The 21991-nt window shown below is 61.3% G+C and carries 22 protein-coding genes; 8 read left to right on the forward strand and 14 right to left on the reverse strand.

What is annotated here, in order from left to right; all coding sequences use genetic code 11:
- Nucleotides 1-78: 78 nt before the first annotated feature.
- The gene (locus AB5Y54_RS03660) at nt 79-1077 is read left to right on the forward strand and encodes a DUF2860 family protein (RefSeq protein WP_201872395.1); all 999 of its coding nucleotides are present in this window, start codon (nt 79-81) and stop codon (nt 1075-1077) included.
- A 61-nt stretch (nt 1078-1138) separates the two neighbouring features.
- On the opposite strand, the gene AB5Y54_RS03665 is transcribed toward AB5Y54_RS03660, so the two are convergent.
- The 4 genes from AB5Y54_RS03665 to AB5Y54_RS03680 all read right to left on the reverse strand — a co-directional run bounded on the left by AB5Y54_RS03665 (nt 1139) and on the right by AB5Y54_RS03680 (nt 4070).
- Nucleotides 1139-1831, reverse strand: coding sequence for a DUF3334 family protein (locus tag AB5Y54_RS03665; protein ID WP_029313837.1), 693 nt, complete (start codon nt 1829-1831; stop codon nt 1139-1141).
- Nucleotides 1832-1949: 118 nt separating this feature from the next.
- Nucleotides 1950-2396, reverse strand: coding sequence for an HIT domain-containing protein (locus AB5Y54_RS03670; RefSeq protein ID WP_039040966.1), 447 nt, complete (start codon nt 2394-2396; stop codon nt 1950-1952).
- Nucleotides 2397-2469: 73 nt separating this feature from the next.
- Nucleotides 2470-3093 (reverse strand): DUF2057 domain-containing protein, encoded by a 624-nt coding sequence (locus tag AB5Y54_RS03675; protein WP_041211121.1) that lies wholly within the window; start codon nt 3091-3093, stop codon nt 2470-2472.
- Nucleotides 3094-3167: 74 nt separating this feature from the next.
- Nucleotides 3168-4070, reverse strand: a complete 903-nt coding sequence (locus tag AB5Y54_RS03680) for a LysR family transcriptional regulator (protein WP_368153258.1) — start codon at nt 4068-4070, stop codon at nt 3168-3170.
- 97 nt (nt 4071-4167) lie between these two features.
- Between AB5Y54_RS03680 and AB5Y54_RS03685 the strand changes: the two genes are divergently transcribed.
- A complete protein-coding gene (locus tag AB5Y54_RS03685; RefSeq protein ID WP_042016682.1) occupies nt 4168-4770 on the forward strand; it encodes a short chain dehydrogenase in 603 nt (200 codons plus the stop codon).
- Between the two features lie 123 nt (nt 4771-4893).
- Here the strand turns inward: AB5Y54_RS03685 and AB5Y54_RS03690 are convergent, their stop codons facing one another.
- The 3 genes from AB5Y54_RS03690 to dapA all read right to left on the reverse strand — a co-directional run bounded on the left by AB5Y54_RS03690 (nt 4894) and on the right by dapA (nt 8165).
- Complete coding sequence (locus AB5Y54_RS03690) at nt 4894-5997, reverse strand: phosphoribosylaminoimidazolesuccinocarboxamide synthase (RefSeq protein WP_039040947.1); 1104 nt, start codon at nt 5995-5997, stop codon at nt 4894-4896.
- Between the two features lie 169 nt (nt 5998-6166).
- Complete coding sequence (bamC, locus tag AB5Y54_RS03695) at nt 6167-7285, reverse strand: outer membrane protein assembly factor BamC (RefSeq protein WP_029313833.1); 1119 nt, start codon at nt 7283-7285, stop codon at nt 6167-6169.
- Nucleotides 7278-8165, reverse strand: a complete 888-nt coding sequence (gene dapA / locus AB5Y54_RS03700; RefSeq protein WP_324030992.1) for a 4-hydroxy-tetrahydrodipicolinate synthase — start codon at nt 8163-8165, stop codon at nt 7278-7280. The genes bamC and dapA overlap by 8 nt, the downstream gene beginning before the upstream one ends.
- Before the next feature lie 188 nt (nt 8166-8353).
- On the opposite strand from dapA, the gene AB5Y54_RS03705 reads away from it, so the two are divergent.
- The 3 genes from AB5Y54_RS03705 (at nt 8354) to AB5Y54_RS03715 (ending at nt 10072) form a co-directional block, all read left to right on the forward strand.
- A complete protein-coding gene (locus AB5Y54_RS03705; protein WP_010673166.1) occupies nt 8354-8887 on the forward strand; it encodes a glycine cleavage system protein R in 534 nt (177 codons plus the stop codon).
- Between the two features lie 23 nt (nt 8888-8910).
- A complete protein-coding gene (gene bcp, locus AB5Y54_RS03710; protein WP_010673165.1) occupies nt 8911-9375 on the forward strand; it encodes a thioredoxin-dependent thiol peroxidase in 465 nt (154 codons plus the stop codon).
- Between the two features lie 196 nt (nt 9376-9571).
- Nucleotides 9572-10072 carry a YfbU family protein gene (locus AB5Y54_RS03715; RefSeq protein WP_042864368.1) on the forward strand — a complete coding sequence of 167 codons (501 nt, stop codon included), beginning with the start codon at nt 9572-9574 and terminating at the stop codon, nt 10070-10072.
- Nucleotides 10073-10126: 54 nt separating this feature from the next.
- Here the strand turns inward: AB5Y54_RS03715 and yfbV are convergent, their stop codons facing one another.
- Entirely contained in the window at nt 10127-10567 is a 441-nt protein-coding gene (yfbV, locus tag AB5Y54_RS03720) for a terminus macrodomain insulation protein YfbV (protein WP_324030993.1), read from the reverse strand.
- Nucleotides 10568-10868: 301 nt separating this feature from the next.
- Between yfbV and AB5Y54_RS03725 the strand changes: the two genes are divergently transcribed.
- On the forward strand, nt 10869-12071 hold the full coding sequence (locus tag AB5Y54_RS03725) for an acetate kinase (protein ID WP_010673162.1): 1203 nt from the start codon (nt 10869-10871) through the stop codon (nt 12069-12071).
- A 70-nt stretch (nt 12072-12141) separates the two neighbouring features.
- A complete protein-coding gene (gene pta, locus AB5Y54_RS03730) occupies nt 12142-14295 on the forward strand; it encodes a phosphate acetyltransferase (RefSeq protein ID WP_041211116.1) in 2154 nt (717 codons plus the stop codon).
- Nucleotides 14296-14773: 478 nt separating this feature from the next.
- On the opposite strand, the gene ilvN is transcribed toward pta, so the two are convergent.
- From ilvN to AB5Y54_RS03760, 6 genes are all read right to left on the reverse strand, one after another.
- The gene (gene ilvN, locus AB5Y54_RS03735; RefSeq protein WP_010673160.1) at nt 14774-15268 is read right to left on the reverse strand and encodes an acetolactate synthase small subunit; all 495 of its coding nucleotides are present in this window, start codon (nt 15266-15268) and stop codon (nt 14774-14776) included.
- Nucleotides 15268-16986 (reverse strand): acetolactate synthase 3 large subunit, encoded by a 1719-nt coding sequence (locus AB5Y54_RS03740; RefSeq protein ID WP_171865080.1) that lies wholly within the window; start codon nt 16984-16986, stop codon nt 15268-15270. Before AB5Y54_RS03740 ends, ilvN begins: the two co-directional genes overlap by 1 nt.
- Nucleotides 16987-17376: 390 nt before the next feature.
- Nucleotides 17377-17529 carry a hypothetical protein gene (locus AB5Y54_RS03745; protein WP_010673158.1) on the reverse strand — a complete coding sequence of 51 codons (153 nt, stop codon included), beginning with the start codon at nt 17527-17529 and terminating at the stop codon, nt 17377-17379.
- A 35-nt stretch (nt 17530-17564) separates the two neighbouring features.
- A complete protein-coding gene (locus tag AB5Y54_RS03750) occupies nt 17565-18674 on the reverse strand; it encodes an MJ1255/VC2487 family glycosyltransferase (protein ID WP_128273667.1) in 1110 nt (369 codons plus the stop codon).
- Nucleotides 18671-19174: a phosphatase PAP2 family protein gene (locus AB5Y54_RS03755; RefSeq protein ID WP_043156166.1), complete on the reverse strand. Its 504-nt coding sequence runs from the start codon at nt 19172-19174 to the stop codon at nt 18671-18673. Before AB5Y54_RS03755 ends, AB5Y54_RS03750 begins: the two co-directional genes overlap by 4 nt.
- A gap of 125 nt (nt 19175-19299) precedes the next feature.
- Nucleotides 19300-19923: a TetR/AcrR family transcriptional regulator gene (locus AB5Y54_RS03760; RefSeq protein ID WP_010673155.1), complete on the reverse strand. Its 624-nt coding sequence runs from the start codon at nt 19921-19923 to the stop codon at nt 19300-19302.
- A 405-nt stretch (nt 19924-20328) separates the two neighbouring features.
- Between AB5Y54_RS03760 and leuA the strand changes: the two genes are divergently transcribed.
- Nucleotides 20329-21891 carry a 2-isopropylmalate synthase gene (gene leuA, locus AB5Y54_RS03765; RefSeq protein WP_010673154.1) on the forward strand — a complete coding sequence of 521 codons (1563 nt, stop codon included), beginning with the start codon at nt 20329-20331 and terminating at the stop codon, nt 21889-21891.
- Nucleotides 21892-21991: the final 100 nt, after the last annotated feature.

Here is a 21991-nt window from a genome sequence, read left to right on the forward strand (position 1 = left end):
CCTCAGTCAGCACCGGTTCCACCGGAATACCGGGGCGCACTGTCACCCTTCTCATTCGTTATGTCAGGAGCATACCCGATGCGAAATCATGTTCTGTTGAGCCTTGGCCTGCTGGTCGCCACCACCGCCCACGCCGATCTGGGGGAGATCCCCCGCCAGACCGGCTGGTCCGGTTTTCTGCTGGGCGGGGTCAATGCCGGCAGCCACAAGTCCAACTTCTATGCCGGTGACGACAGCAACAGCCGTATCGATGATCTGGGCTCCCCCGGCCGCGAAAGCGGTCTGAGCCCGCTGCTCAATGCCGATATCCGCTACACCTTCGCCGATACCCGCACCCAGGTCTTCCTCGGCAACCTCATCCAGGACGCGGTGCGCTTCGACTTGACCCAGCAACTCGGTCTGCGCCAGGAGATGGGTGACAAGGGTATCGTCGCCACCTCCCTGGTGTTCAACCTCATGCCGGTGGAAGTGTGGAGCGATCCCTTCGCCACCGGCGTGGATCGCAGCGCCACCGATCTCACCTCAAAAGGGGTGCGCTTTGCCTGGGACAGGATCTGGGGCAGCAACGTCTACGCCACCCTGACCAGCCGGGAAGTGGAGCTCGACGAGGAGCGCAGCGGCCAGCAATATGACCTGACCCACGGCACCCACTACGCCTCCATGCTGAGCCGCAATGGCAAGGTCCACGACCTGGCTGTCTCCTACCAGTACCACTTCGGCGGCGACCAGCTGCTGGAGCCCGCCTTCCTCTACAAGGAGGCCCGCCTGGACGGGAGCGCGGAGAGCTTCAAGAACACCGGTCTGCAGCTGACCTATGCCAAGCGCGCCTCCCAGTGGTCCATCGTGAGCAACCTCTACGCCGGCAAGCGCAAGTATGACGAGGCGAATCCCCTGTTCGGCCAGCGCGCCGATGCCAGCGAGTTCGCCCTCAATGGCACCTTCTTCTGGCACAACCTGTTCGGCATCAAACCCCTTGCCGCCACCTTCACCGCGGCCTACTCCAGCGCCGACTCCGACATCGACTTCTACGATGCCGAGGCGCTTCGCTTCAGTACCGGGCTGCTTTACAACTTCTGACCCGCCCCAAGCAAGAAGGCCACCCCCGGGGTGGCCTCTTCATTTGCACAACCCTCGACCATCAGATGCCGAGGGAATCCAGCAGATCGTCGTGCTCGTTGCTCGCCGGCGCGGCCGCCGGTGCCGGTTTGGCTGACTGCTTGGCCTGGGCGATCAGCTCGTCGGGATCCACCTCCTCCTGCACGCCGCCATCATGGATCCGGATAAACTCCGTCTTGTCCATGGCCAGCTCCAGATAGAAGATGTTGTTGCTGGCGGTGAAGAAGGTCACCCGGCGGGTCTCGGGATTGTCGAGGTTGGTGTCGACGCTCAGCATCACCTGCTTGTTGAGCGCCAGCATCTTGGGCTGGTTCTGGGTGATGTGGGTCTGCAGCTCACGCCCCACCTTGGTGGTGAAGCTGCCGACGATCTGGTTCATCAGCTCGCCCATGACGTTGCTCACCTCGTCCGAGGTGTGGGAGATGGCGAGATCCTCCTTGGAGAGCCCCATGCTCAGCATGTAGCTCTGGTAGAGCTCCATGGCCGCGGCGGCGGAGAAGTTGATCACCACCAGCCCGGAGAAGCCGCCGTCAAACAGCACGAAACAGCCGATGTCAGGCTTGAGGCAGGTCTTGCTGATCCGCTGCACCATGCCGGAGAAGCGCACCTGGGTCTGGGTCGCCGCACTCAATACGCTCGTCACCGAATTGCACAGGCTCAGCAGTACGTCCTCTGTGGTCAATACGGCATCATCCTCGGATCTTGTCACTATCATGGAACCTTCCTGCTGATCGAAATAATGGGGCTGTCACTCGTGTCGCCCATGTCACCATGCACCGACGCGATACGCTAACAGATTGCGTGATCCCGGTGCCCAAAGCGCGAGCCACCTCTCACTTGACTGGATTATCAGTCAGAAATGGCTGAAATCCATCCAGGGTAGCCAGACGGGTTTGCCAACTGGCGGCCGCCCCTTGCAAGGCCTGCTCCTCATAGGGAATGGCGGGACAGGCACCCCAGATGGGACCGGGCCAGGCCGCATCCGAGCTGAAGCGGGCCACGTGGTGCAGGTGCAGCTGAGGCACCAGATTGCCGAGGGCCGCCACGTTGATCTTGTCCGGGCCGAGTGCCCGCTCCATCAGGGTGGCGACGGCGCAGGACTCCTGCATCAACTGCTGTTGCTGCTCGGGGGCCAGATGATGGATCTCCCGCAGGTTGGCGACCCGAGGCACCAGAATCAGCCAGGGATACTGGCTGTCTTTGGCCAGCAGGACGCGGCACAGGGGCAGATCCCCCAGTATCCGGGTATCCGCCTGAAGGCGGGGGTGCAATTCAAACATGGGGGCCTCGCTGATCAACATGGGCACATCGGGAATCAAAGATGTGCCCACGTTACTGCAACGGGGAGCAAACTTAAAGGCGCGGCACGGCCCAACCGATGAAGCGCTTGCGAAGCGCGGGGTCCGCCTGCAGGAAAAGCTGTTGCAACTGCCCTTCCAGGGCGCTGGCCGGCACGGAGGAGGCCCGGGGCGTCGCCACGGCGGCCGCAGCCACATCCGCCGCACCGGCGAGCACGGCAGGCCCCTCGCCACGGTTGTACTCCATCAGCCTCGCATGCCAGTCCATGCCGATCTGCATCCCCTGCACCACCAGCGTATCCTGACGCACCTCGAGGGGCTGCCCCCCCGCCACCAGGCCCAGGACTGGGGCCCTGGCGTAGCGTTCCATCCCGGCCTCGTCCGCAGGCACGGGAGCCTGCAGGCGCACCGACTGCCCGCGGACCTCATAGCGAAGCACCTGGGGCTCGGAGCGAACCTGGCGATCGTTGTCGCTGCTGTTGCGACTCGGGATCACCCCCTCGTAGCGCACCAGCAGTTGCTGCTCCCCGTCGGCCAGCACGGCATGCTGCTCGTCCTGCACCTTGCCGGCGCTCACCGCCAGGATCTGGAAATCCCGGGGCACCTCGACCCTGACCTCGGCCTGCACACCGCCGCAGCACAGCAGCGCAACCCCTGCCCAACCCTGATGACGCTTCATTCCCTGACTCTCCTTTCGCGATGAAGGGCGCAGGGTAGCAGCCCCAGATGACAGAAAAATAACGGGATGCAGGCTCACCCCAGCAGATAATGGGGCCGCTCGGCAAACCACTGGGCCAGTACCTGCTTGAACAGCCGGATCTTGCGCGGCACCCGGCGCTGCTGGGCGTGCAGCACATGGATCGGGTGCAGGCCGGTCTGCCACTCCGTCAGCACGGCCACCAGCTCCCCTCGGGCCAGGCTGGCCTCCACCAGCATCAACGGGCACTTGGCAAAGCCCATGCCCGCCCGGGCCAGTTGCAGCAGGGTGCTGTAGTGGTTGGCCCGAACTCGCCCCTGCACCAGGATGTGCGCCTCCTCCTCCCCCTGGCGAAAGTGCCACTGCTCCCAGTCCGGGTTGTGGCCCTGCAGCAGGCAGGAGCGCCCCCCCAGTTCATAGGGAGTGGCGGGGATCCCCTCCCGCGCCAGCAGGGCGGGGCTTGCCACCACCACATCCTTGAGCCTGCCGAGCGGCAGGGCCACCAGGTTGTCGGGGATCAGCTCCATGGCCCGCAGAGCGATGTCATTCTCCCCCTGGCTCATGTCGATCATGGCATTGGTGAAGTTGAGCTCGACCTGGACGCCGGGGCAGAGCTCGGCAAAACGGGCGAGCAGCTCGCTCACCATGCGGTCCCCCGTGCTGACCGGGCAGGTGAAGCGCAGGCGGCCGCTGTCCTCCTCGGTCAGGGCGCGGATCCCCTCCTCCGCCTCCCGGGCCAGGGCGAAGATCTCACCGGCCTGCTGGTGAAGCACCCGCCCCGCCTCGGTCAGGCTGAGTCTGCGGGTCGTGCGCTGGAGCAGCTGGGCATTGAGGGCGGACTCCAGGGCGCTGACATGGCGACTCAGCATCCCCTTGCTCACCCCCAGGGCATCGGCAGCGGCGGAGAAACTGCCCCGTTGCACCACTTCATAGAAACTGGCCAGGTGGGTGACATCCATCATTAGCACCAATATGGAAACAATGGGTTCATCATAAGCGCTTTTTCTCCCTTTTTATCCCGCTATCATCAACTCATCTCAACCAGGAGCGATAGATATGAAGATTGTGATTGTGGGTGCCTCCGGCACCATTGGCGCCGCCGTCAGCGAACTGCTTGCCCAGGATCACCAGGTGATCCGGGTCGGTCACAGCCAGGGGGATGCCAGAGTGGACATGCGCGACCCCGCCTCCATCCGGGCGCTCTTCGAGCAGATCGGATCCTTCGATGCCCTGGTGGTCGCCAGCGGCAGCGTCGCCTTCAATGCCCTGACCGAGATGACGGACGAGCAGTGGCAGGTGGGGCTTCAGAGCAAGCTGATGGGCCAGATCAACCTGACCCGAGCCGCCATTGCCCACCTGAGCGACCGTGGCTCCATCACCCTCATCAGCGGCATTCTGAGCGAGGAGCCCATCCACTGGGGGGTGAGCGCCACCACCATCAACGGTGCCATCGAGCACTTCGTGAAAGGGGCCGCCTGTGAGCTGCCAAGGGGCATTCGCATCAACGTGGTCAGCCCCACCGTGCTGGAAGAGTCCATGAGCAAGTATGCCGACTTCTTCCCGGGCTTCGTGCCGGTACCCGCCGCCCGGGTGGCCCAGGCCTACAAGAAATCGGTACTGGGGGTACAGACCGGTCAGATCTTCCGGGTCAATGGCTGAGCGCTCCGGACAACCCAATGAAAACGGGCCCCGTCATGGGGCCCGTTTTGTCATCTGCGTTGCAAGCGCCTCCCCTGCCACCGGCAAACGTTTGTTCGCCTGCGGCAAAAAAAGCGGTCGGCCTCAGTCGATCAGGCCGTACTGCTCCCGCAGTACCTCGATGATCTCCTGCTTCGGATTGGCACTGCGTACCAGCGGCTGACCGATGATCTTCTCGGCGATCCCCACATAGGTGCGGGAGATATCCATCATCACCTCGGTGGGCAGCTTGTTGTCACGGGCCAGGGCGAAGCGCTCGGGCATGCGGTTCTTGTTGAGCAGGATGTCCGGATCCGGGAAGTGGTTCAGCAGCCACTGGCGGAAGCCCTCTTTGGACTTCTCGATGATCTCGCCGCCGCGAAGGGCTGCGCCGTCCCAGATGCGGGAGCTGTCGGGGGTGCCCACTTCATCCATGTAGATGAGCTTCTCGCGACCGGCGGCATCGGTCACGTAACCGAACTCGAACTTGGTGTCGACGAAGACCTGATCCAGGGCAGCCAGCGCCTCGCTGATGACATTGAAGCCCTCTTTGAGCAGCGCCTCGTAGCGGTCGATGTCCGCCGGGGAGCGGAAGCCGAAGGCCTGATGGTGGCGCTCGATGTCGCCGCGGGAGACGTTGACGTCGTCCGCTTCCGGCACGCCATCCAGCCCCTTGAGGATCCCCTTGGTGGACGGGGTGATGAGGATCTCGGGCAGCTTCTGATCCTTCTTGAGCCCTTCCGGCAGGGTGATGCCGCAGAATTCCCGCTCACCATCCTTGTAGGCACGCCACATGGAGCCGGTGATGTACTGGCGGGCAATCGCCTCGATCATCACGGGACGGGCTTTTTGCACGATCCAGACGAAGGGGTGCGGGATGTCCAGGATGTGGCTGTCCGCCAGCCCCTGCTCCTTGAACAGCTTGAACCAGTGGCTGGAGATGGCATTGAGCGCCGCGCCCTTGCCCGGCACGCCGTTCAGACCGTCCACCCCTTGCCAGATGCAGTCGAAAGCCGAGATGCGATCACTGATCACCATGAGGGCCAGGGGCGTATCGGCCGGCACATCATAGCCTTTCTCCCGAATGAGCCGGGCACTGTCTGCCGGGGTCAACCAGTAGACGCTGCGCACTTTGCCGGAATGGACAGGTTTATCGGTACGGATCGGCAAATCGTCGTTCACCGCCAATACTTGATCTGCAAGACTCATGGCTAATAACACTTCCTGTTGTGGGACTAGTTAGGCAGGGGCACCAGACCCCTGTCTGTGGGGGATTCACATCATCAGGTACTCAGGCCCGGGGCAACCGGCTCGGCACGCTGGCCCTGCGGCAACCCGGACATAACAAAACAGGGGCGCGAGGCCCCTGTTTCCATGCTTACTTCGCCCCCTGATCGGCCAAGCCCTTGGCAAAGGCCTCGGACAGGCTGATGTACATCTGGGAGATGACACCGGATGCGACAGGCTTCTTGTCCTTGTCGAACAGGGTGATGGAGGTCTTGCCGCCCGTCATCTCGCCGAGCTGGAAGCGATACTTGTCTTCCTCGAGCTTGAAGGGCTCCGCTCCCTTGGCCTTCCAGAACTCGCTGTCCGGCTCGTCGTACTCCACGTCGATCCAGCCCAGGGACTGCTGGGTATCCTTGATGGTGAAACCATAGGCAGGCAGCACCTGATTGAGACGGCGCCACACCTGGTCAAACGACCCTTCGGCAATCCAGGCGCTCAGCTCGTTGTTGTCCAGACCCAGCTCCAGCCCCATGCCATCGCTGGACTTGTGCTGTTCACGGGCCTTGAGCTGCTTGTCGTAATAGAGGGAGAACTGGTTCAGGGCGCGGGTGGCATAACGCTGGGCGTCCGCCGGCGTCAGCACAGTGCTGGTCTCGCCGTCGATGGTCTCTTCGTGATCCAGCACCCGTACCGACATCTTGATGGCGTGGCGCTGCACATCGTTGCGCAGGGTGAACTGGTAACGCTGACGGATCTTGAAGTCATCGTCATCTTCCGCCCAGCCATCGAGCACCGCTGAGTTGTCAAACCAGCCGGTCTGCAAGACGCCGTCCTGTTGATCCAGCTTCTCGGTGGTGACCTTGTGTTCGGCCAGGAAGTTCATCAGGAAGGCCCAGGTATCGCGCTCCACGCTCTGGGAGGTGCTGAGGGCATAGAAGGCGACGGTCGGCTCGCTGGCATTGGCCACCACCTGGCTGCCGGGCACCACGGTGAGCAACTGGGCAGGCGGACGCACGTCCACCTTGGCCCCGAGGGCGCCCTCACGGCTGCTCTCGGGCAGGGCCGGAATGTCGAAATTGCTGTTAAAGGCGGGGGTACTCAACCCGGCGGGCACAAGGAAGGCGCGGCCTTCGAGGCGGCTCTCTTCATACTCGAAGCCACGGTTGGCCATTTTGCGTTCCTGGGGTGAGCTGCAGGCAGCCAGCACGGCCACCGTCGCGACACTCAGTACCAGGCGCACTGCATTTCCCTTTCCATTTGCTTTAAACACTCGCCATCAACTCCGCAGTCGTCAGTGCTCGCGCCATCGCCGCTTCCCCCTCGGGGGTGAGATCGGTCAGGGGCAGACGCAAGGTCGCCGTCGCCATCAATCCCAGCCGGGCACAGGCCCATTTCACCGGGATGGGACTCGGTTCACAGAACAGAGTCTGATGCAACGGCATCAATCGATTGTTGATGTCATGAGCCTGCCCGGCATCACCGGCCAGGGCAGCACGACACATGTCGGCCATCTGGGGCGCCGCAATATTGGTGGTGACCGAAATGACACCATCGCCCCCTTGCAGCATAAAATCACATCCGCTGGCGTCATCGCCACTATAAAGCGCAAAATCCGGCCCGCACAGTTCGCGCAGCAGCGGGGTACGGCCAAGATCGCCAGTCGCTTCTTTCAAACCTATGATGCCGGGCACCTTGGCCAGACGGGCCACCGTCTCGGGTTTGAGGTCACAGCAGGTGCGACCGGGCACATTATAGAGAATTTGAGGCAGACCACTAGCCTCGACGATCGCACAATAGTGACGATAGAGGCCTTCCTGGGTGGGTTTGTTGTAATAGGGGGTAACCGAGAGACCCGCCACCACGCCCATGGTGGCGAAACGCCGGGAGAGGGCGATGGCGTGAGCAGTATTGTTGGAGCCGCAGCCCGCGATGACGGGAATGCGTCCGGCGGCGTATTCCACCGTCTTCTCAACCACGGCGATATGTTCCTGCTCGCTCAGGGTGACCGACTCTCCCGTGGTTCCCACGGCGACAATAGCGCTGGTCCCGGCATCCACATGATATTCCACCAGCGCTGCCAGACTGACCCAATCGATGTCGCCCGAGGGCAGCATGGGGGTAACGAGCGCAACAATACTACCGCGTAACATGGATAATTCTCCCGATTTTCAGGGGCGTAATGGTAAAGCTGCCCCTTTTGAAAAACAAGGGAGGCACGGGACAAGCCGTGTTACCATCCGGCACAAAACGTATGAATGCACGAGCGCACAAGAGGCCTCACGGCAGGGTGCCGGCACCCGCGGTCAACGCATTCTCAATAATGGACGAGAGACGATTTATGACTCACTACCTGGTCGTAACGGCCATCGGCACGGACAGGCCTGGCATCGTCAATGAGGTGACCCGTCACGTCAGTGGCTGCGGTTGCAACATTGTCGACAGCCGTCTTGGCATCTTCGGCAACGAATTCACCTTCATCATGCTGCTGTCCGGTGACTGGAACAGCCTGATGCAACTGGAAATCAGCCTCCCACTGCGCAGCCAGGAGTGGGATCTCATCACCATGATGAAACGCACCGAGCGCCACCACTCCCTGCAATATGACATCAGCGCCAGCGCAGAGGTGCTGATCCGGGATCAGCCGGGCATCGTAAGTCAGTGCACCCAGTTTTTCAGCGATCACGGCTGGGACATCCAGGCCATGCAGACCATCACCCTGGAACAGCAGCCCTTCAACCTGCTCAAGGCGAACTTTCAGTTGAATCTCTCCAAGCAGGGAGAAGAGCCCGGCTCGAAGACAGCCTTCGCCGATTTCTGTCGTGGACTGGGCGCCGAGTCGTTCGAATTCATCGTCAATCACAAGTACGCCTGACGGCGTTTATCCGAGGAGACCCCATGTCACCACTAGAAGCTGGTACCCAGGCCCCCGATTTCTCCCTCTCCGATCAGGACGGCAATCAGGTTCGCCTCGCCGACCTGCGCGGCAAGAAGGTGCTGATCTATTTCTACCCCAAGGCGATGACCCCGGGTTGCACCACCCAGGCCTGCGGTCTGCGCGACGTCAATAGCGAGCTGGCTGCCCTCAATGTGGTGGTGCTCGGCATCAGCCCGGACAGCGCCAAGCGCCTGAAAAAGTTCGAGGAGCGCGACAACCTCAACTTCCGCCTGCTGGCCGATGAGGATCACGCGGTGGCCGATGCCTTTGGCGTCTGGGGCCCGAAGAAGTTCATGGGCAAGGAGTATGACGGCATCCATCGCCTGAGTTTCCTCATCGATGAAGAGGGCAAGGTTGCCCATCGCTTCGACAAGTTCAAGACCAGCGATCACCATCAGGTGGTGCTCGACCTCGTCAAGGGCTAAGCCACCAGCGGCATTGTTGCAGGGCTCGCCATGGCGGGCCCTGCTCGTTTCACCACGGCATCAGCCCCCACTCTCTGGCTGCTCACCAGGGCGCCTCTTCCCCCCTTTTTCTCGCCAACCTCCCCTCTCAGATCAAAAAATTCATCCTGGATATGGGTTAACGTGACCCCAGATTCATTTTCCAGCGAGACAGCCCATGAACATGAGCCACACCGAACGCCTGATCCTGAGCAACCAGTACGAGATCCTGGCCAAACTCAATCCGGAAAAGGCGGCGTTTTACCAGCGTGCCAGCACCATCGTCGAGCGCGGCTACTGCCTGCAGATCCTCGAGCTGGAGAAGAGCTTCGGCCATCTGGATCTCGCCACCTGCCAGGAGGTGCTGGACACCCTGGAGCTGCACCATGCACTGACCATCTCCTGGGGCAACCTGGATGCCAGCGCCCGGGCCGATGTCAGCGAGAGCCGCCTTGCCTTCAACGGCTACAGCCGCAGCCAGGAGCGGGAACTGGCGGATTACGTCTGCTTCCTGCTGGAAGTGGACAAGCGCTTCCCCGAACTGCCCTGCCCCTGCGACGAGCTCTCCAGCGACATCGCCATGCGGGACAAGTACCAGCGCATGCTGGCGGTCTGGCGTCAGTGCCCCCGTCAGTACAAGCTCTCCATCCAGGAGATCAGCAAGGTGCTGGCCGCCTGAGAATGTGAAAAAGGCGCCTGAGGGCGCCTTTGTCGTCAGTCTGACTTCGGAAAGTCATTCGTAGAGGAAGGATTTGTCCAGCTGCTTGAAGGCGGCGTTGAGGGTATCGGCCAGCTCTTCGTAGCGGGGACGGGCCACCAGCTGACGTTGACCGCCCTGCTCGTTCATCTTGCCGTTTATCTCCCGATACCAGGTGGCTAGGGAGGGGGGTAGCCGGGTATCGGCACGCTGGCCGAGCCAGTAGTACCCTTGCAGCGGCAGGCTGAGCAGGAAGAGCACTGAGGTCATGACGGAGGGCCAGTAGTGCTGCTCACCAAACTGGAACTGCACCATGACGCTGAGCACCGCCAGTGCCGGAATCACCTTGAGGGCGAATTCGGTGGCCCTGATCACCCGATTCTCCGGGAACATGGAATTAAGCTCGGGACGGCGCGGCCAAAGAGTCATATAATGACGGCCTTGCTGTAATTTAGTTCCAAAAATGTTCATGCTCATGCTACCTCCGAGCTCTTTTCGAACGCATTAACGGCAAAACCTCGACAATATTTGAGAGGCAATAACAAAGGTTGAGGATGACTTTGTTATTTTTCAACAATCAGGTTATCCTTTGTACGCCCATTTTTACGCTGGGGCACGGCCACTGACCAGTCAGGGACGTCTGAATTTCGGGTCTTGTATCACTATACAAGGGGCAAGCAACAGATTGCCAACCCTCATAAGGATAAGTTGATAGTTTTTGGACGCACCGCGTCCGGCGCATCCTCCAACCCAACCCAATCTGCGATAGGATTTATTCATGAGTAAGCTGGTTCTTGTTCTTAACTGTGGCAGCTCGTCCCTGAAGTTTGCTGTCATTGACGCAACCACCGGTGATGACCTGCTGTCCGGCCTGGCCGAATGCTTCAACCTCGACGACGCCCGCATCAAGTGGAAGCTGAACGGCGAGAAAGGCAACGCTGATCTGGGTGCCGGTGCCGCTCACCAGGAAGCGCTGGACTTCATCGTTCACAAGATCCTGCCGCTCAACCCGGAACTGTCCAAGAACCTGATCGCCATCGGCCACCGCGTGGTACACGGCGGCGAGCGTTTCACCTCCTCCGTTCGCATCTGTGATGACGTCATTGCCGGCATCGAAGCCGCCATTCCTTACGCACCGCTGCACAACCCGGCTCACCTGATCGGTATCCGTGCCGCCCTGAAGGTCTTCCCGGAACTGGCCGAGAAGAACGTCGCCGTGTTCGACACCGCCTTCCACCAGACCATGCCGGAAGAAGCCTTCCTGTACGCCCTGCCGTACAAGCTCTACAAAGAGAACGGCATCCGTCGCTACGGCGCCCACGGCACCAGCCACTACTACATCAGCCTGGAAGCGGCCAAGCAGCTGAACAAGCCGGTGGAAGAGCTCAACATCATCAACTGCCACCTGGGCAACGGCGGCTCCGTCTGCGCCATCAAGAACGGCCAGTCCGTCGACACTTCCATGGGCCTGACCCCGCTGGAAGGCCTGGTGATGGGGACCCGTTCCGGTGACATCGATCCGGCCATCATCTTCTTCCTGCACGACAAGCTGGGCATGAGCGTTGCCGAGATCAACACCATGCTGACCAAGGAATCCGGCCTGCAGGGTCTGACCGAAGTCACCTCCGACTGCCGTTTCGTTGAAGACAACTACGACAGCAAGGAAGAAGCCAAGCGCGCCATGGACGTGTACTGCTACCGTCTGGCCAAGTACATCGGTGCCTACGCCGCCGCCATGGACGGTCGTCTGGATGCCGTGGTCTTCACCGGCGGTATCGGCGAGAACTCCGCCCCGATCCGTGAGATCACCCTGAACAAGCTGGGCCTGCTGGGCTTTGACGTCGACCACGACGCCAACCTGAAGGCTCGCTTCGGCAAGGGCGGCGAGATCACCAAGGCTGGTTCCACCAAGGCCCTGGTTATCCCGACCAACGAAGAGTGGGTCATCGCCCACGACGCGCTGGAACTGGTCGGCGCATAAATTAGCTGTAGAGCAAGGCCGCCCCAGGGCGGCCTTTTCCTGATCCCAAAAAATGAACAAGGGGTAATAAGTGGCACGCACTATTATGCTCATCCCGGTCGGCACTGGTGTCGGCGTAACCTCCGTGAGTCTTGGCGTCGTTCGCGCCATGGAACGTCACGGTGTCAATGTCAGCTTCTTCAAACCGGTCGCCCAGCCGCGTCCGGGTGAAACCGGTACCGAGCGCTCCACCGCCGTGATCCGCGCCGCTGCCAACATCAACCCGCCCGAGCCGTTCGCCCTCTCCTACGCCGAGAACATGATCACCTCCAGCAACACCGATATCCTGCTGGAAGAGATCGTGGCCCGCTTCGAAGAGCACGTGAAGACCAGCGGTGCCGAAGTGGTGGTGATCGAGGGCCTGGTTCCGACCGACAAGCAACCCTTTGCCAACAAGCTGAACTACGACGTCGCCAAGGCGCTGGACGCCGACATGGTGTTCGTGACCCATCCGGGCAACGACTCCAGCCAGAAGCTCAAAGAGCGCATCGAGCTGGCCTGCTCCAACTTCGGTGGCGTCAACAACCCGCGCATCGTGGGCTGCGTCATCAACAAGGTGGGTGCCCCGGTTGACGAGCACGGCGTGACCCGTCCCGACCTGACCGAGATGTTCGAAGCGCACCACCACGGCGCCGACACCGGCCACAACCTGGAAGTGCTGCAGGTCTTCGGCAAGAGCCCGCTGCGCATCCTCGGCTGCATCCCCTGGAACACCCAGCTGATCGCCCCGCGCGCCAAGGATCTCGCCAAGCACCTGGCCGCCAAGATCATCAACAAGGGTGAGCTGGAAAGCCGCCGCCTGCAGACCGTGACCTTCTGCGCCCGCTCCATCCACAACATGATCGAGCACTTCCGTCCGGGCAGCCTGCTGGTGACCTCCGGCGACCGTTCCGACGTCATCGTCTCCGCCTGCCTCTCCGCCATGAACGGCGTCAAGCTGGGTGCCCTGCTGCTGACCGGCAACTACCATCCGGAACCCCAGGTGATGGCCCTGTGCCAACAGGCCATGGCCACCGGTCTGCCGATCATGATCACCGGCACCAACACCTGGCAGACCGCTGTCAGCCTGCAGAACTTCAACGTCGACATCCCGGAAGATGACCGCGAGCGTATCGAGCTGGTGCAGGACTACGTTGCTGGTCACATCGACAAGCACTGGATCGAGTCTCTCTCCGCCAAGTCCACCCGCTCCCGTCGCCTGAGCCCGCCGGCCTTCCGCTATCAGCTGACCGAGCTGGCCCGTCAGGCCAACAAGCGCGTCGTGCTGCCGGAAGGGGAAGAGCCGCGCACCATCAAGGCGGCCGCCATCTGTGCCGAGCGCGGTATCGCCCGTCCGGTGCTGCTGGGCAACCCGGACGAGATCCGCCGCGTCGCTGAACAGCAGGGCGTGATCCTGACCGACCGCGTCGAGATCATCGATCCCGTTGCCGTACGCGAGCGCTATGTGGCTCGTCTGGTCGAGCTGCGCAAGAACAAGGGCATGACCGAAGTGGTTGCCCGCGAGCAGCTGGAAGACAACGTGGTACTGGGTACCATGATGCTGGAGCGCAACGAGGTCGACGGTCTGGTATCCGGCGCCGTGCACACCACGGCCAACACCATCCGTCCGCCGATGCAGATCATCAAGACCGCCCCGGGCTCTTCCCTGATCTCCTCCATCTTCTTCATGCTGCTGCCGGATCAGGTGCTGGTCTACGGTGACTGCGCCATCAACCCGGATCCCACCGCCGAGCAACTGGCCGAGATCGCCATCCAGTCCGCCGACTCCGCTGCCGCCTTCGGCATCGAGCCGCGCGTGGCCATGATCTCCTACTCCACCGGCACCTCCGGCGCCGGCGCCGATGTAGAGAAAGTGCGTGAAGCCACCGAGCTGGCCAAGGCCAAGCGTCCCGACCTCATCATCGACGGCCCGCTGCAGTACGATGCGGCCATCATGGAGAACGTCGCCAAGTCCAAGGCACCGAACTCCCCGGTTGCCGGCAAGGCCACCGTGTTCGTCTTCCCGGATCTCAATACCGGCAACACCACCTACAAGGCGGTACAGCGCTCCGCCGAGCTGGTCTCTATCGGCCCCATGCTGCAAGGCATGCGCAAGCCGGTCAACGACCTCTCCCGTGGCGCCCTGGTGGACGACATCGTCTACACCATCGCCCTGACCGGCATCCAGGCAGCCCAGGCTGAGTAATCGACCCGCAGTCCGATGCAATGAAAAACCCGCCGAGAGGCGGGTTTTTTTATGGTTCGCGCCCAGAAATGTTGATCCGCAAGATCAGGTCGGGATCCCGTCCGGATCCACGGACAGATCCGCGTTCCGCCCTTGGCAAGGCACGAGGGATAAGCAAACGCTCACACCCTCGCCAGGGGATTGCACAAATGCGATCCAGCCAGGATCAAATTGAAATATCCCTTTAAGATCATGCGACTAACGCCAGACACACCGCTAATCTACAGAGATTTCCACAGCTTTTGTGGATAGTTTACCGATCATTTGAAAGAAAATGACAGGTGAAGACCCTCCCTTCCCCCTTCTCTTTCACCCCCTCGATAACCTCCTGATGCTGTGGCCAGCATCCCTACCGGCCCCCCCACTTGCCCGCAACGCTGCCAGACACGAAAAAGGGCTCCGAAGAGCCCTTGAACAGCTATTTTCACATCCGGCCACATCAGGGACGCAGGGATTTGTCCGCCCGGGAGATGCCACAGACACCGGAGCGCACCACTTCGATGATCTCGTTGGTCTGGGCAGCCGTCTTGATGAAGGCGTCCAGCTTTTCGCTGGTCCCGACGAGCTGCACCGTGTAGAGCTCGGGGGTGACGTCGACGATCTGGCCACGGAAGATGTCCGCCAGCCGCTTCAGTTCGTCACGTGCACCACCGGCGGCGCGCGCCTTGACCAGCGCGATCTCCCGCTCGATGTGCTCACCCTCGCTCAGGTCACACACCTTGAGCACGTCCACCAGCTTGTGCAGCTGCTTCTGGATCTGCTCCAGCACCCGCTCATCCCCCATGGTGACGATGGTCATGCGGGACAGAGTGGGATCCTCGGTGGGGGCCACCGTCAGGGTCTCGATGTTGTAGCCGCGCTGGGAGAAGAGGCCTACCACACGGCTCAGGGCGCCGGATTCGTTCTCCAGCAGAACGGAAATTATATGTCTCATCAGGTTCTCTCCGTCTTGCTCAGCCACATCTCGTCCATGGCACCAAATTTGATCTGCATCGGATAGACGTGCTCGTCCGGATCGACCGAGATGTCCATGAACACCAGTCTGTCCTTCATGGCAAAGGCCTTCTCCATGGCGCTCTCCAGCTCCGCCGGATCGCTCACCGCAATGCCGACGTGGCCATAGGCTTCCGCCAGCTTGACGAAGTCAGGCAGGGATTCCATGTAGGAGTGGCTGTGACGGCCACCGTAGAACATCTTCTGCCACTGCTTGACCATGCCCAGCGCACGGTTGTTGATGGAGATGATCTTGATGGGCACCCCGTACTGCATGCAGGTGGAGAGCTCCTGGATGTTCATCTGCACCGAGCCGTCGCCGGTGACGCAGCAGACCACCGCATCCGGGTTGGCAAACTGGGCGCCCATGGCGGCGGGAATGCCAAAGCCCATGGTGCCGAGACCACCTGAGTTGATCCACTGACGTGGTTTGGCAAACGGGTAGTAGAGGGCGGCAAACATCTGATGCTGGCCCACGTCGGAGGCGACGAACGCCTCCCCCTTGGTCACCTTGTAGAGAGTCTCGATGACCTGCTGCGGCTTGATCAGGGTGGGATGGGTTTCGTAGGCCAGGCAGTTGCGGGAGCGCCACTGGCCGATCTGGCTCCACCAGTCCGCCAATACCTGCTTGTCGTTGTCGAAACCACACTCGCGAATCACTTCCAGCATCTGCTCCAGCACGGTTTCCACCGAGCCGACGATGGGCACATGAGCCTGCACCGTCTTGGAGATGGAGGTGGGATCGATGTCGATGTGGACTATGGTGGCATTCGGGCAGAACTTGGCCACGTTGTTGGTCACGCGGTCATCGAAGCGGGCACCCACGGCGAAGATGAGATCCGCGTTGTGCATGCTCTTGTTCGCTTCGAAGGTGCCGTGCATGCCGAGCATGCCGATGAACTGCGGATGGGTGCCGGAGAAGGCGCCCAGTCCCATGAGCGTGGTGGTCACCGGCAGGTTCAGCAGCTCCGCCAGCTTGGTCACCAGGTGATCCGCATTGGCGTTGATGGCGCCGCCACCCACGTACATGACCGGGCGGCTCGCCTCGGTCAGCAGCTTGGCAGCCCGCTTGATCTGGCCCTTGTGTCCCGCCTTGGTCGGATTGTAGGAGCGCAGGGAAACGGACTCGGGATACTGATAGGGGAACTTCTCTTTCGGATTCTGCACGTCTTTAGGCAGATCCACCACCACGGGCCCCGGGCGGCCACTGGCGGCAATGTAATAGGCCTTCTTGATGGCCTCGGGAATGTCGCTGGCTTTCTTGCACAGGAAGCTGTGCTTCACCACCGGGCGGGAGATGCCGATCATGTCGGTCTCCTGGAACGCATCCTCCCCGATCATGCTGGTCGGCACCTGGCCGGACAGGATCACCAGGGGAATGGAATCCATGTAGGCGGTTGCGATCCCCGTGATGCAGTTGGTGGCGCCGGGACCCGAGGTCACCAGCACAGTGCCCACCTTGCCGGTGGAGCGGGCGTAACCGTCCGCCATGTGCACTGCGGCCTGCTCGTGCCGCACCAGGACATGCTCCATCTTGCCGTTTTCGAAGAGAGCGTCATAGATGTCGAGCACTGAGCCACCAGGGTAGCCGAAAACGTGTTCCACTCCCTGATCTTCCAGCGCTCTAACCACCATCTGGGCGCCTGATAACATCTCCATGATAAAGCCCTCCAGGCTTTGCTCCGTTAAGCGAAAGCTATCGACAGTCCGCTGCTTCCCGGCAGCGCCGATCCGAGTCTTGTTGTTGTCTGCAGGCAGATCAGGCGAGTTCGGAGCCGTCGATAGTAGAAAAATAGGGGTTTTCCATCATTCACCCGAAAAGCGGGTGAAAAACCAACTTAACCCGCCCGTGAACGCTTGTCCACGGCTTTGTCTGGCCATAACAGTCATAAATTTCAAACAGCTATTAACATTCAGTGACTTGGCCACCAGACGGGCAACAAAGAGGGGCCCTGGGGGGAACAACCAGCGGATCATGCTGCCCGCGTCGGTCAGGAACAAAATAAACGGCCCACCCCGAGGGGGTGGGCCGTCAAAAACTGGCTGGTTTCACTGCTCGTCTTCGGGTTCTGCCAGCCAGATCTGCTGATCCGGATCCGTCTCTTCGCAGACCGAGATGCTGACACCCATGTCGAGCAGCTCATGCAGGGTGAGATTGTCTGCCAGGGTCATGGTGTCGCCGTTTTCATTGGTAAAGCGCATGGTGTCCGTCCTCTCCGTGGTGGGATCGACTCAGTTTAGTCAAAGGCGCTGAGTTGGGATAACCAGGGACGCTCCTGGCCGGTACGGCTGGCAAGCTCCCCCAGGCTGTCACACACCTCCTCCGGAAAGAGAGTCCTGCCCCAGAGGCGGCGGGAGAGCGCCCCCACCTCCTCCCCGGCACCGGCCAGCAACCAGTCGGCCAGCTCTCCTGCCACATCGGGATAGCGTACTCTGCCAGGAGAAGGGGCCTCCAGCCAGCTTCGCACCGCATTGGCATCCAGGCTGTCCATCAACTGGGCCAGCCCCATCAGTTCCAGGGTCCTGCCGTTGGTCAACTGCTCGAACTGGCCACCCAGGGGTTTGACCAGCAGCTTCTTGCCAAGGGAGAGCGCCTCGGAGGCAAGCTCGAATCCCGCATTGCTGATGACCCCGCGACAACCGGCCAGCGCCAGCTTGAACCCCTCTCTTGCCTGAGGTTCAAAGCGGATGTTGCGCCACTCGCTGCGCTTGCGCACCTCGGGATGGAAGCAGATGAACGACTGCGGGCTGAAACGCGACAACAGGGCCGCGATCGTCTCTGTCTGCTCGAATGGCAGATAGACCAGGATCTGCTGGTTGTCCGGCACCGGCTCGAGGGGATCGACGATGGGAGGCAGCAGGGGCTGGCCGAAATGGAACCAGTGCAGTCCCAGGGACTGGCGTACCGGCGCAAAATGGCGCATCAGCTGGCGGTTGAAGCCGCTCTCTCCCCAGCGCGGGATCGGCCAGTCGAAGCTCGCCTGATGGCTGATGGTGAGGCTGGGTTTGCCCCAGCGGCGAGCAGCATGGGCACTGAGCGGCTCGAAGTCGCTGATGACCAGATCGTACTCGCGACAATCGAGGGTACGCAGATCTTGCCAGAAACGCAGGGGAGAGAGTCCCTTGAGGGTACGCCAGCCCGAGATGCGCCCCTGATGGCTGGCGAAAGTGATACCGGGGAAGGTGCGATAATCCCCGAACTCCCCCATTTCGAAGTAGCCGTCGGCGGCGCGCCCACTGAACAGATAATCCACCGCCACGCCCCTGCTCTTCAATGCGCGCGCCAGGGTCCGGCTGCGACTGATATGGCCGTTGCCGGTCCCCTGAACGCCGAACAGTATCCTCATCCCTGGCTCCAACCCAGCGCCCAGAGGGCGCAACCACCACCAAGCAGCGCCCCGGCCACCAGATCGCTCAGATAATGCACCCCGAGCAGCAGGCGGGACGCCCCCACCAGCGCGGCCCAGACAAACAGCAGCGGTGCCCAGAGCGAGAAACTGGCGGCCAGTACGGTCGCCATCAGAAAGGCGGCCGCGGTATGGCCCGAGGGCAGGCTGTAACGATCCGACGGGGTGATGAAGACAGGCAGCCCTGCCGGGCGCTGGCGTTTGAGGGCATTCTTGAGCAGCAGGTAGAGCGGCAACTCGAGGGCAAACGCCCAGAGCGCCACCCTGACCGCCTCCTGCCCGGCGCTCCCCTGCCACCAGAGCAGGCAGGCCGCCACGGCATAGAGGGGGCCGTCACCGGTACGGGAGACAAGCCGGCTTATCCTGGCCTGCGGCTGATTGTAGGGGTGGAGCAGGCAGACACGGCACACCCGCAGGTCCCATTGCTGGATCTTGTTCATCACGGCCCTCCTTTGCATCCTGAGTGCAGACTAGGAGGGCGGCATGACACTTCGTTGACGCCCAGATAACAGATTGATGAAAAAAAGGGCCCAGGGGCCCTTTTTCATCCGTCATCCCGAAAAAGTCAGTTCAGGGCACCGCGCAGGCCGTTTTCCATCAGGCGGCAGTTGTGGGCGGCGAGGCGGCTCATGAAGTGCTCATCCACCGTCAGGCCAAACACCTGCTCGTAGAGATCCTTCATCACGAAAGGCTGCCACATCATGCTGAGGAAGGAGATCTTCAGCATCTCGGGGTCCAGGTTGTCCGCCAGCTGGCCGTTGGAGCGCATGGATTCGAGCAGGGCATCGAACTGGGGAAGTTGGCGATCCAGCAGGCGGCTCAGCACAAAATCACGCCCCGGGCTCTTTTCAGTGGACAATGCGCTGGAGATGGCGGAGGTCAGCTCGCTGTTGGGCGCCATCACCTGATAGTAGGTATTGAGCAGATCGGTCAGGCTGCGGTTGCTGCTCTCGTCGTGCCAGGCTTGCTCGAGGGGCTCGGCCACATCCCCCAGCACCGCCTTGTAGAGGCCTTCCTTGCTGCCGAAGTAGTAGTGGATCATCGCCAGATTGGAGCCTGCCAGCTCGGCAATCTCGCGGGTCGTCACCTTGCTGTAGGGGGTGTTGAGAAAACGTTCGCGTGCGGCGGCAAGCAGCTTGTCACGAATGTCGGAACGTCCGACTGGACGGCCAGGTCTGCGTTTTTCCATGGAATACCTCAGATAATTCAGCAAGGGCTGATAAGTCGATCTGATTGTGCGGGTGATCGAGTACAGCAGGAATGACCAGATAATCAGGCATGAACCGAATATGGGACAAGAGAATTTGCACTCCTTTACAATCCGATTAAATAAACCAGTGGATTGAACCTGTCCATTCCGGTTGACACAGCATAAAAATCTCGTTATTGGTAGTAGCGTTATCGACTGGAAGGATTGAGACATCATGCGTATTGCCGCTCCGCTACTACTGCTCTCCCTAATCGCGACTCCTCGCGCGGGATCCTTGTAGCCGGGCTAAGGCATAGCCGGAATTTACAGAAACCCGTGCACCCCGCACGGGTTTTTTTATGCCATGCAGGATGCACGCAGCGAACTTAGGAAGAGGGAAGTCACATGTCAGATCGGGTCATCATATTCGACACCACCTTGCGTGATGGTGAGCAGGCGCTGTCGGCCAGCTTGACGGTCAAGGAGAAGCTGCAGATCGCCCAGGCGCTGGAGCGGCTCGGTGTCGATATCATGGAAGTGGGTTTCCCCGTCTCCTCCCCCGGCGATTTTCAATCGGTTCAGACCATCGCCCGCCATATCAAGAACAGCCGGGTCTGCGCCCTGGCCCGCGCCCTGCAAAAAGACATCGATGCCGCCGGCGAAGCCTTGAAAGTGGCAGAGGCGTTTCGCATCCATACCTTCATCTCCACCTCCTCCATCCACGTGGAGAGCAAGCTGAAAAAGAGCTTCGAAGACGTGCTGGAGATGGGGGTCGGCGCCATCAAGCACGCCTTGCGCTACACCGATGACGTGGAGTTCTCCTGCGAAGATGCGGGCCGCACCCCGATAGACAACCTGTGCCGCATGGTGGAAGCCGCCATCAAGGCCGGCGCCCGCACCATCAACATTCCTGACACCGTGGGCTACACGGTGCCGACCGAATTCTCCGGCATCATCCACACCCTGTTCAACCGGGTACCCAACATCGACAAGGCCATCATCTCGGTGCACTGCCACGACGATCTGGGCCTCTCGGTGGCCAACTCCATCAGTGCCGTGCAGATGGGGGCCCGCCAGATCGAGTGCACCATCAACGGCATCGGCGAGCGTGCTGGCAACTGCTCTCTGGAAGAGGTCGCGATGATCCTGAAAACCCGCGCCGACCTGCTCGGGGTACACACCAACATTCGCCACAGCGAGATCCACCGCACCAGCACCCTCGTCAGTCAAATCTGCAACATGCCGGTGCAGCCCAACAAGGCCATCGTCGGCGCCAACGCCTTCTCCCACAGCTCAGGCATCCATCAGGACGGCGTGCTCAAGGCGAAGAACACCTATGAAATCATCACCCCCGAGAGCATCGGTCTCACCCAGAACAACCTCAACATGACCTCCCGCTCCGGCCGCCACGTCATCAAGCACCGGATGGAGTCCATGGGCTACGCCGAGAGCAGCTACGACCTCGACGATCTCTACGCCAAGTTCCTCACCCTGGCAGACAAGAAGGGCCAGGTGTTCGACTACGACCTGGAGGCCCTCGCCTTCTTCAGCCAGATCCACGAGGAGCCCGAGCACTTCAAGCTGGAGTACCTCGGCGTGCAGAGCGGCAGCTCGGTGCTCGCCACCGCCTCGGTCAAGCTCAAGGTAGGCCAGGATCTGGTGTGCGAGGCCGCCACCGGCAACGGCCCGGTGGATGCGGTCTACCAGTGCATCAACCGCATCACCGGCTACGAGATCCGCATCGATAAATACGAACTCAAGGGCAAGGGCGAGGGCAAGAACGCCCTCGGCCAGGTGGACATCGTCGCCGAGTACAAGGGGCGCAAGTTCCACGGCATGGGGCTGGCCACTGACATCATCGAATCCTCGGCCCAGGCCCTGGTCCACGTGATCAACAGCATCTGGCGCGCGGACCAGGTCGCCGAGCAGATGGAGCGCAACCACACCATCAAATCGGAAACCGTCTGAGCCCGCCGCCGGACAAGATGACAACATGACATGGGGAGGACCGGGGCCAGGGCCGTGGCCCGGACCGGCCTCCCGGATGAAACGGAATCACACTATCAAG

The organism is Aeromonas sp. s9 (assembly GCF_040907765.1).
Classification (GTDB): domain Bacteria; phylum Pseudomonadota; class Gammaproteobacteria; order Enterobacterales; family Aeromonadaceae; genus Aeromonas; species Aeromonas caviae.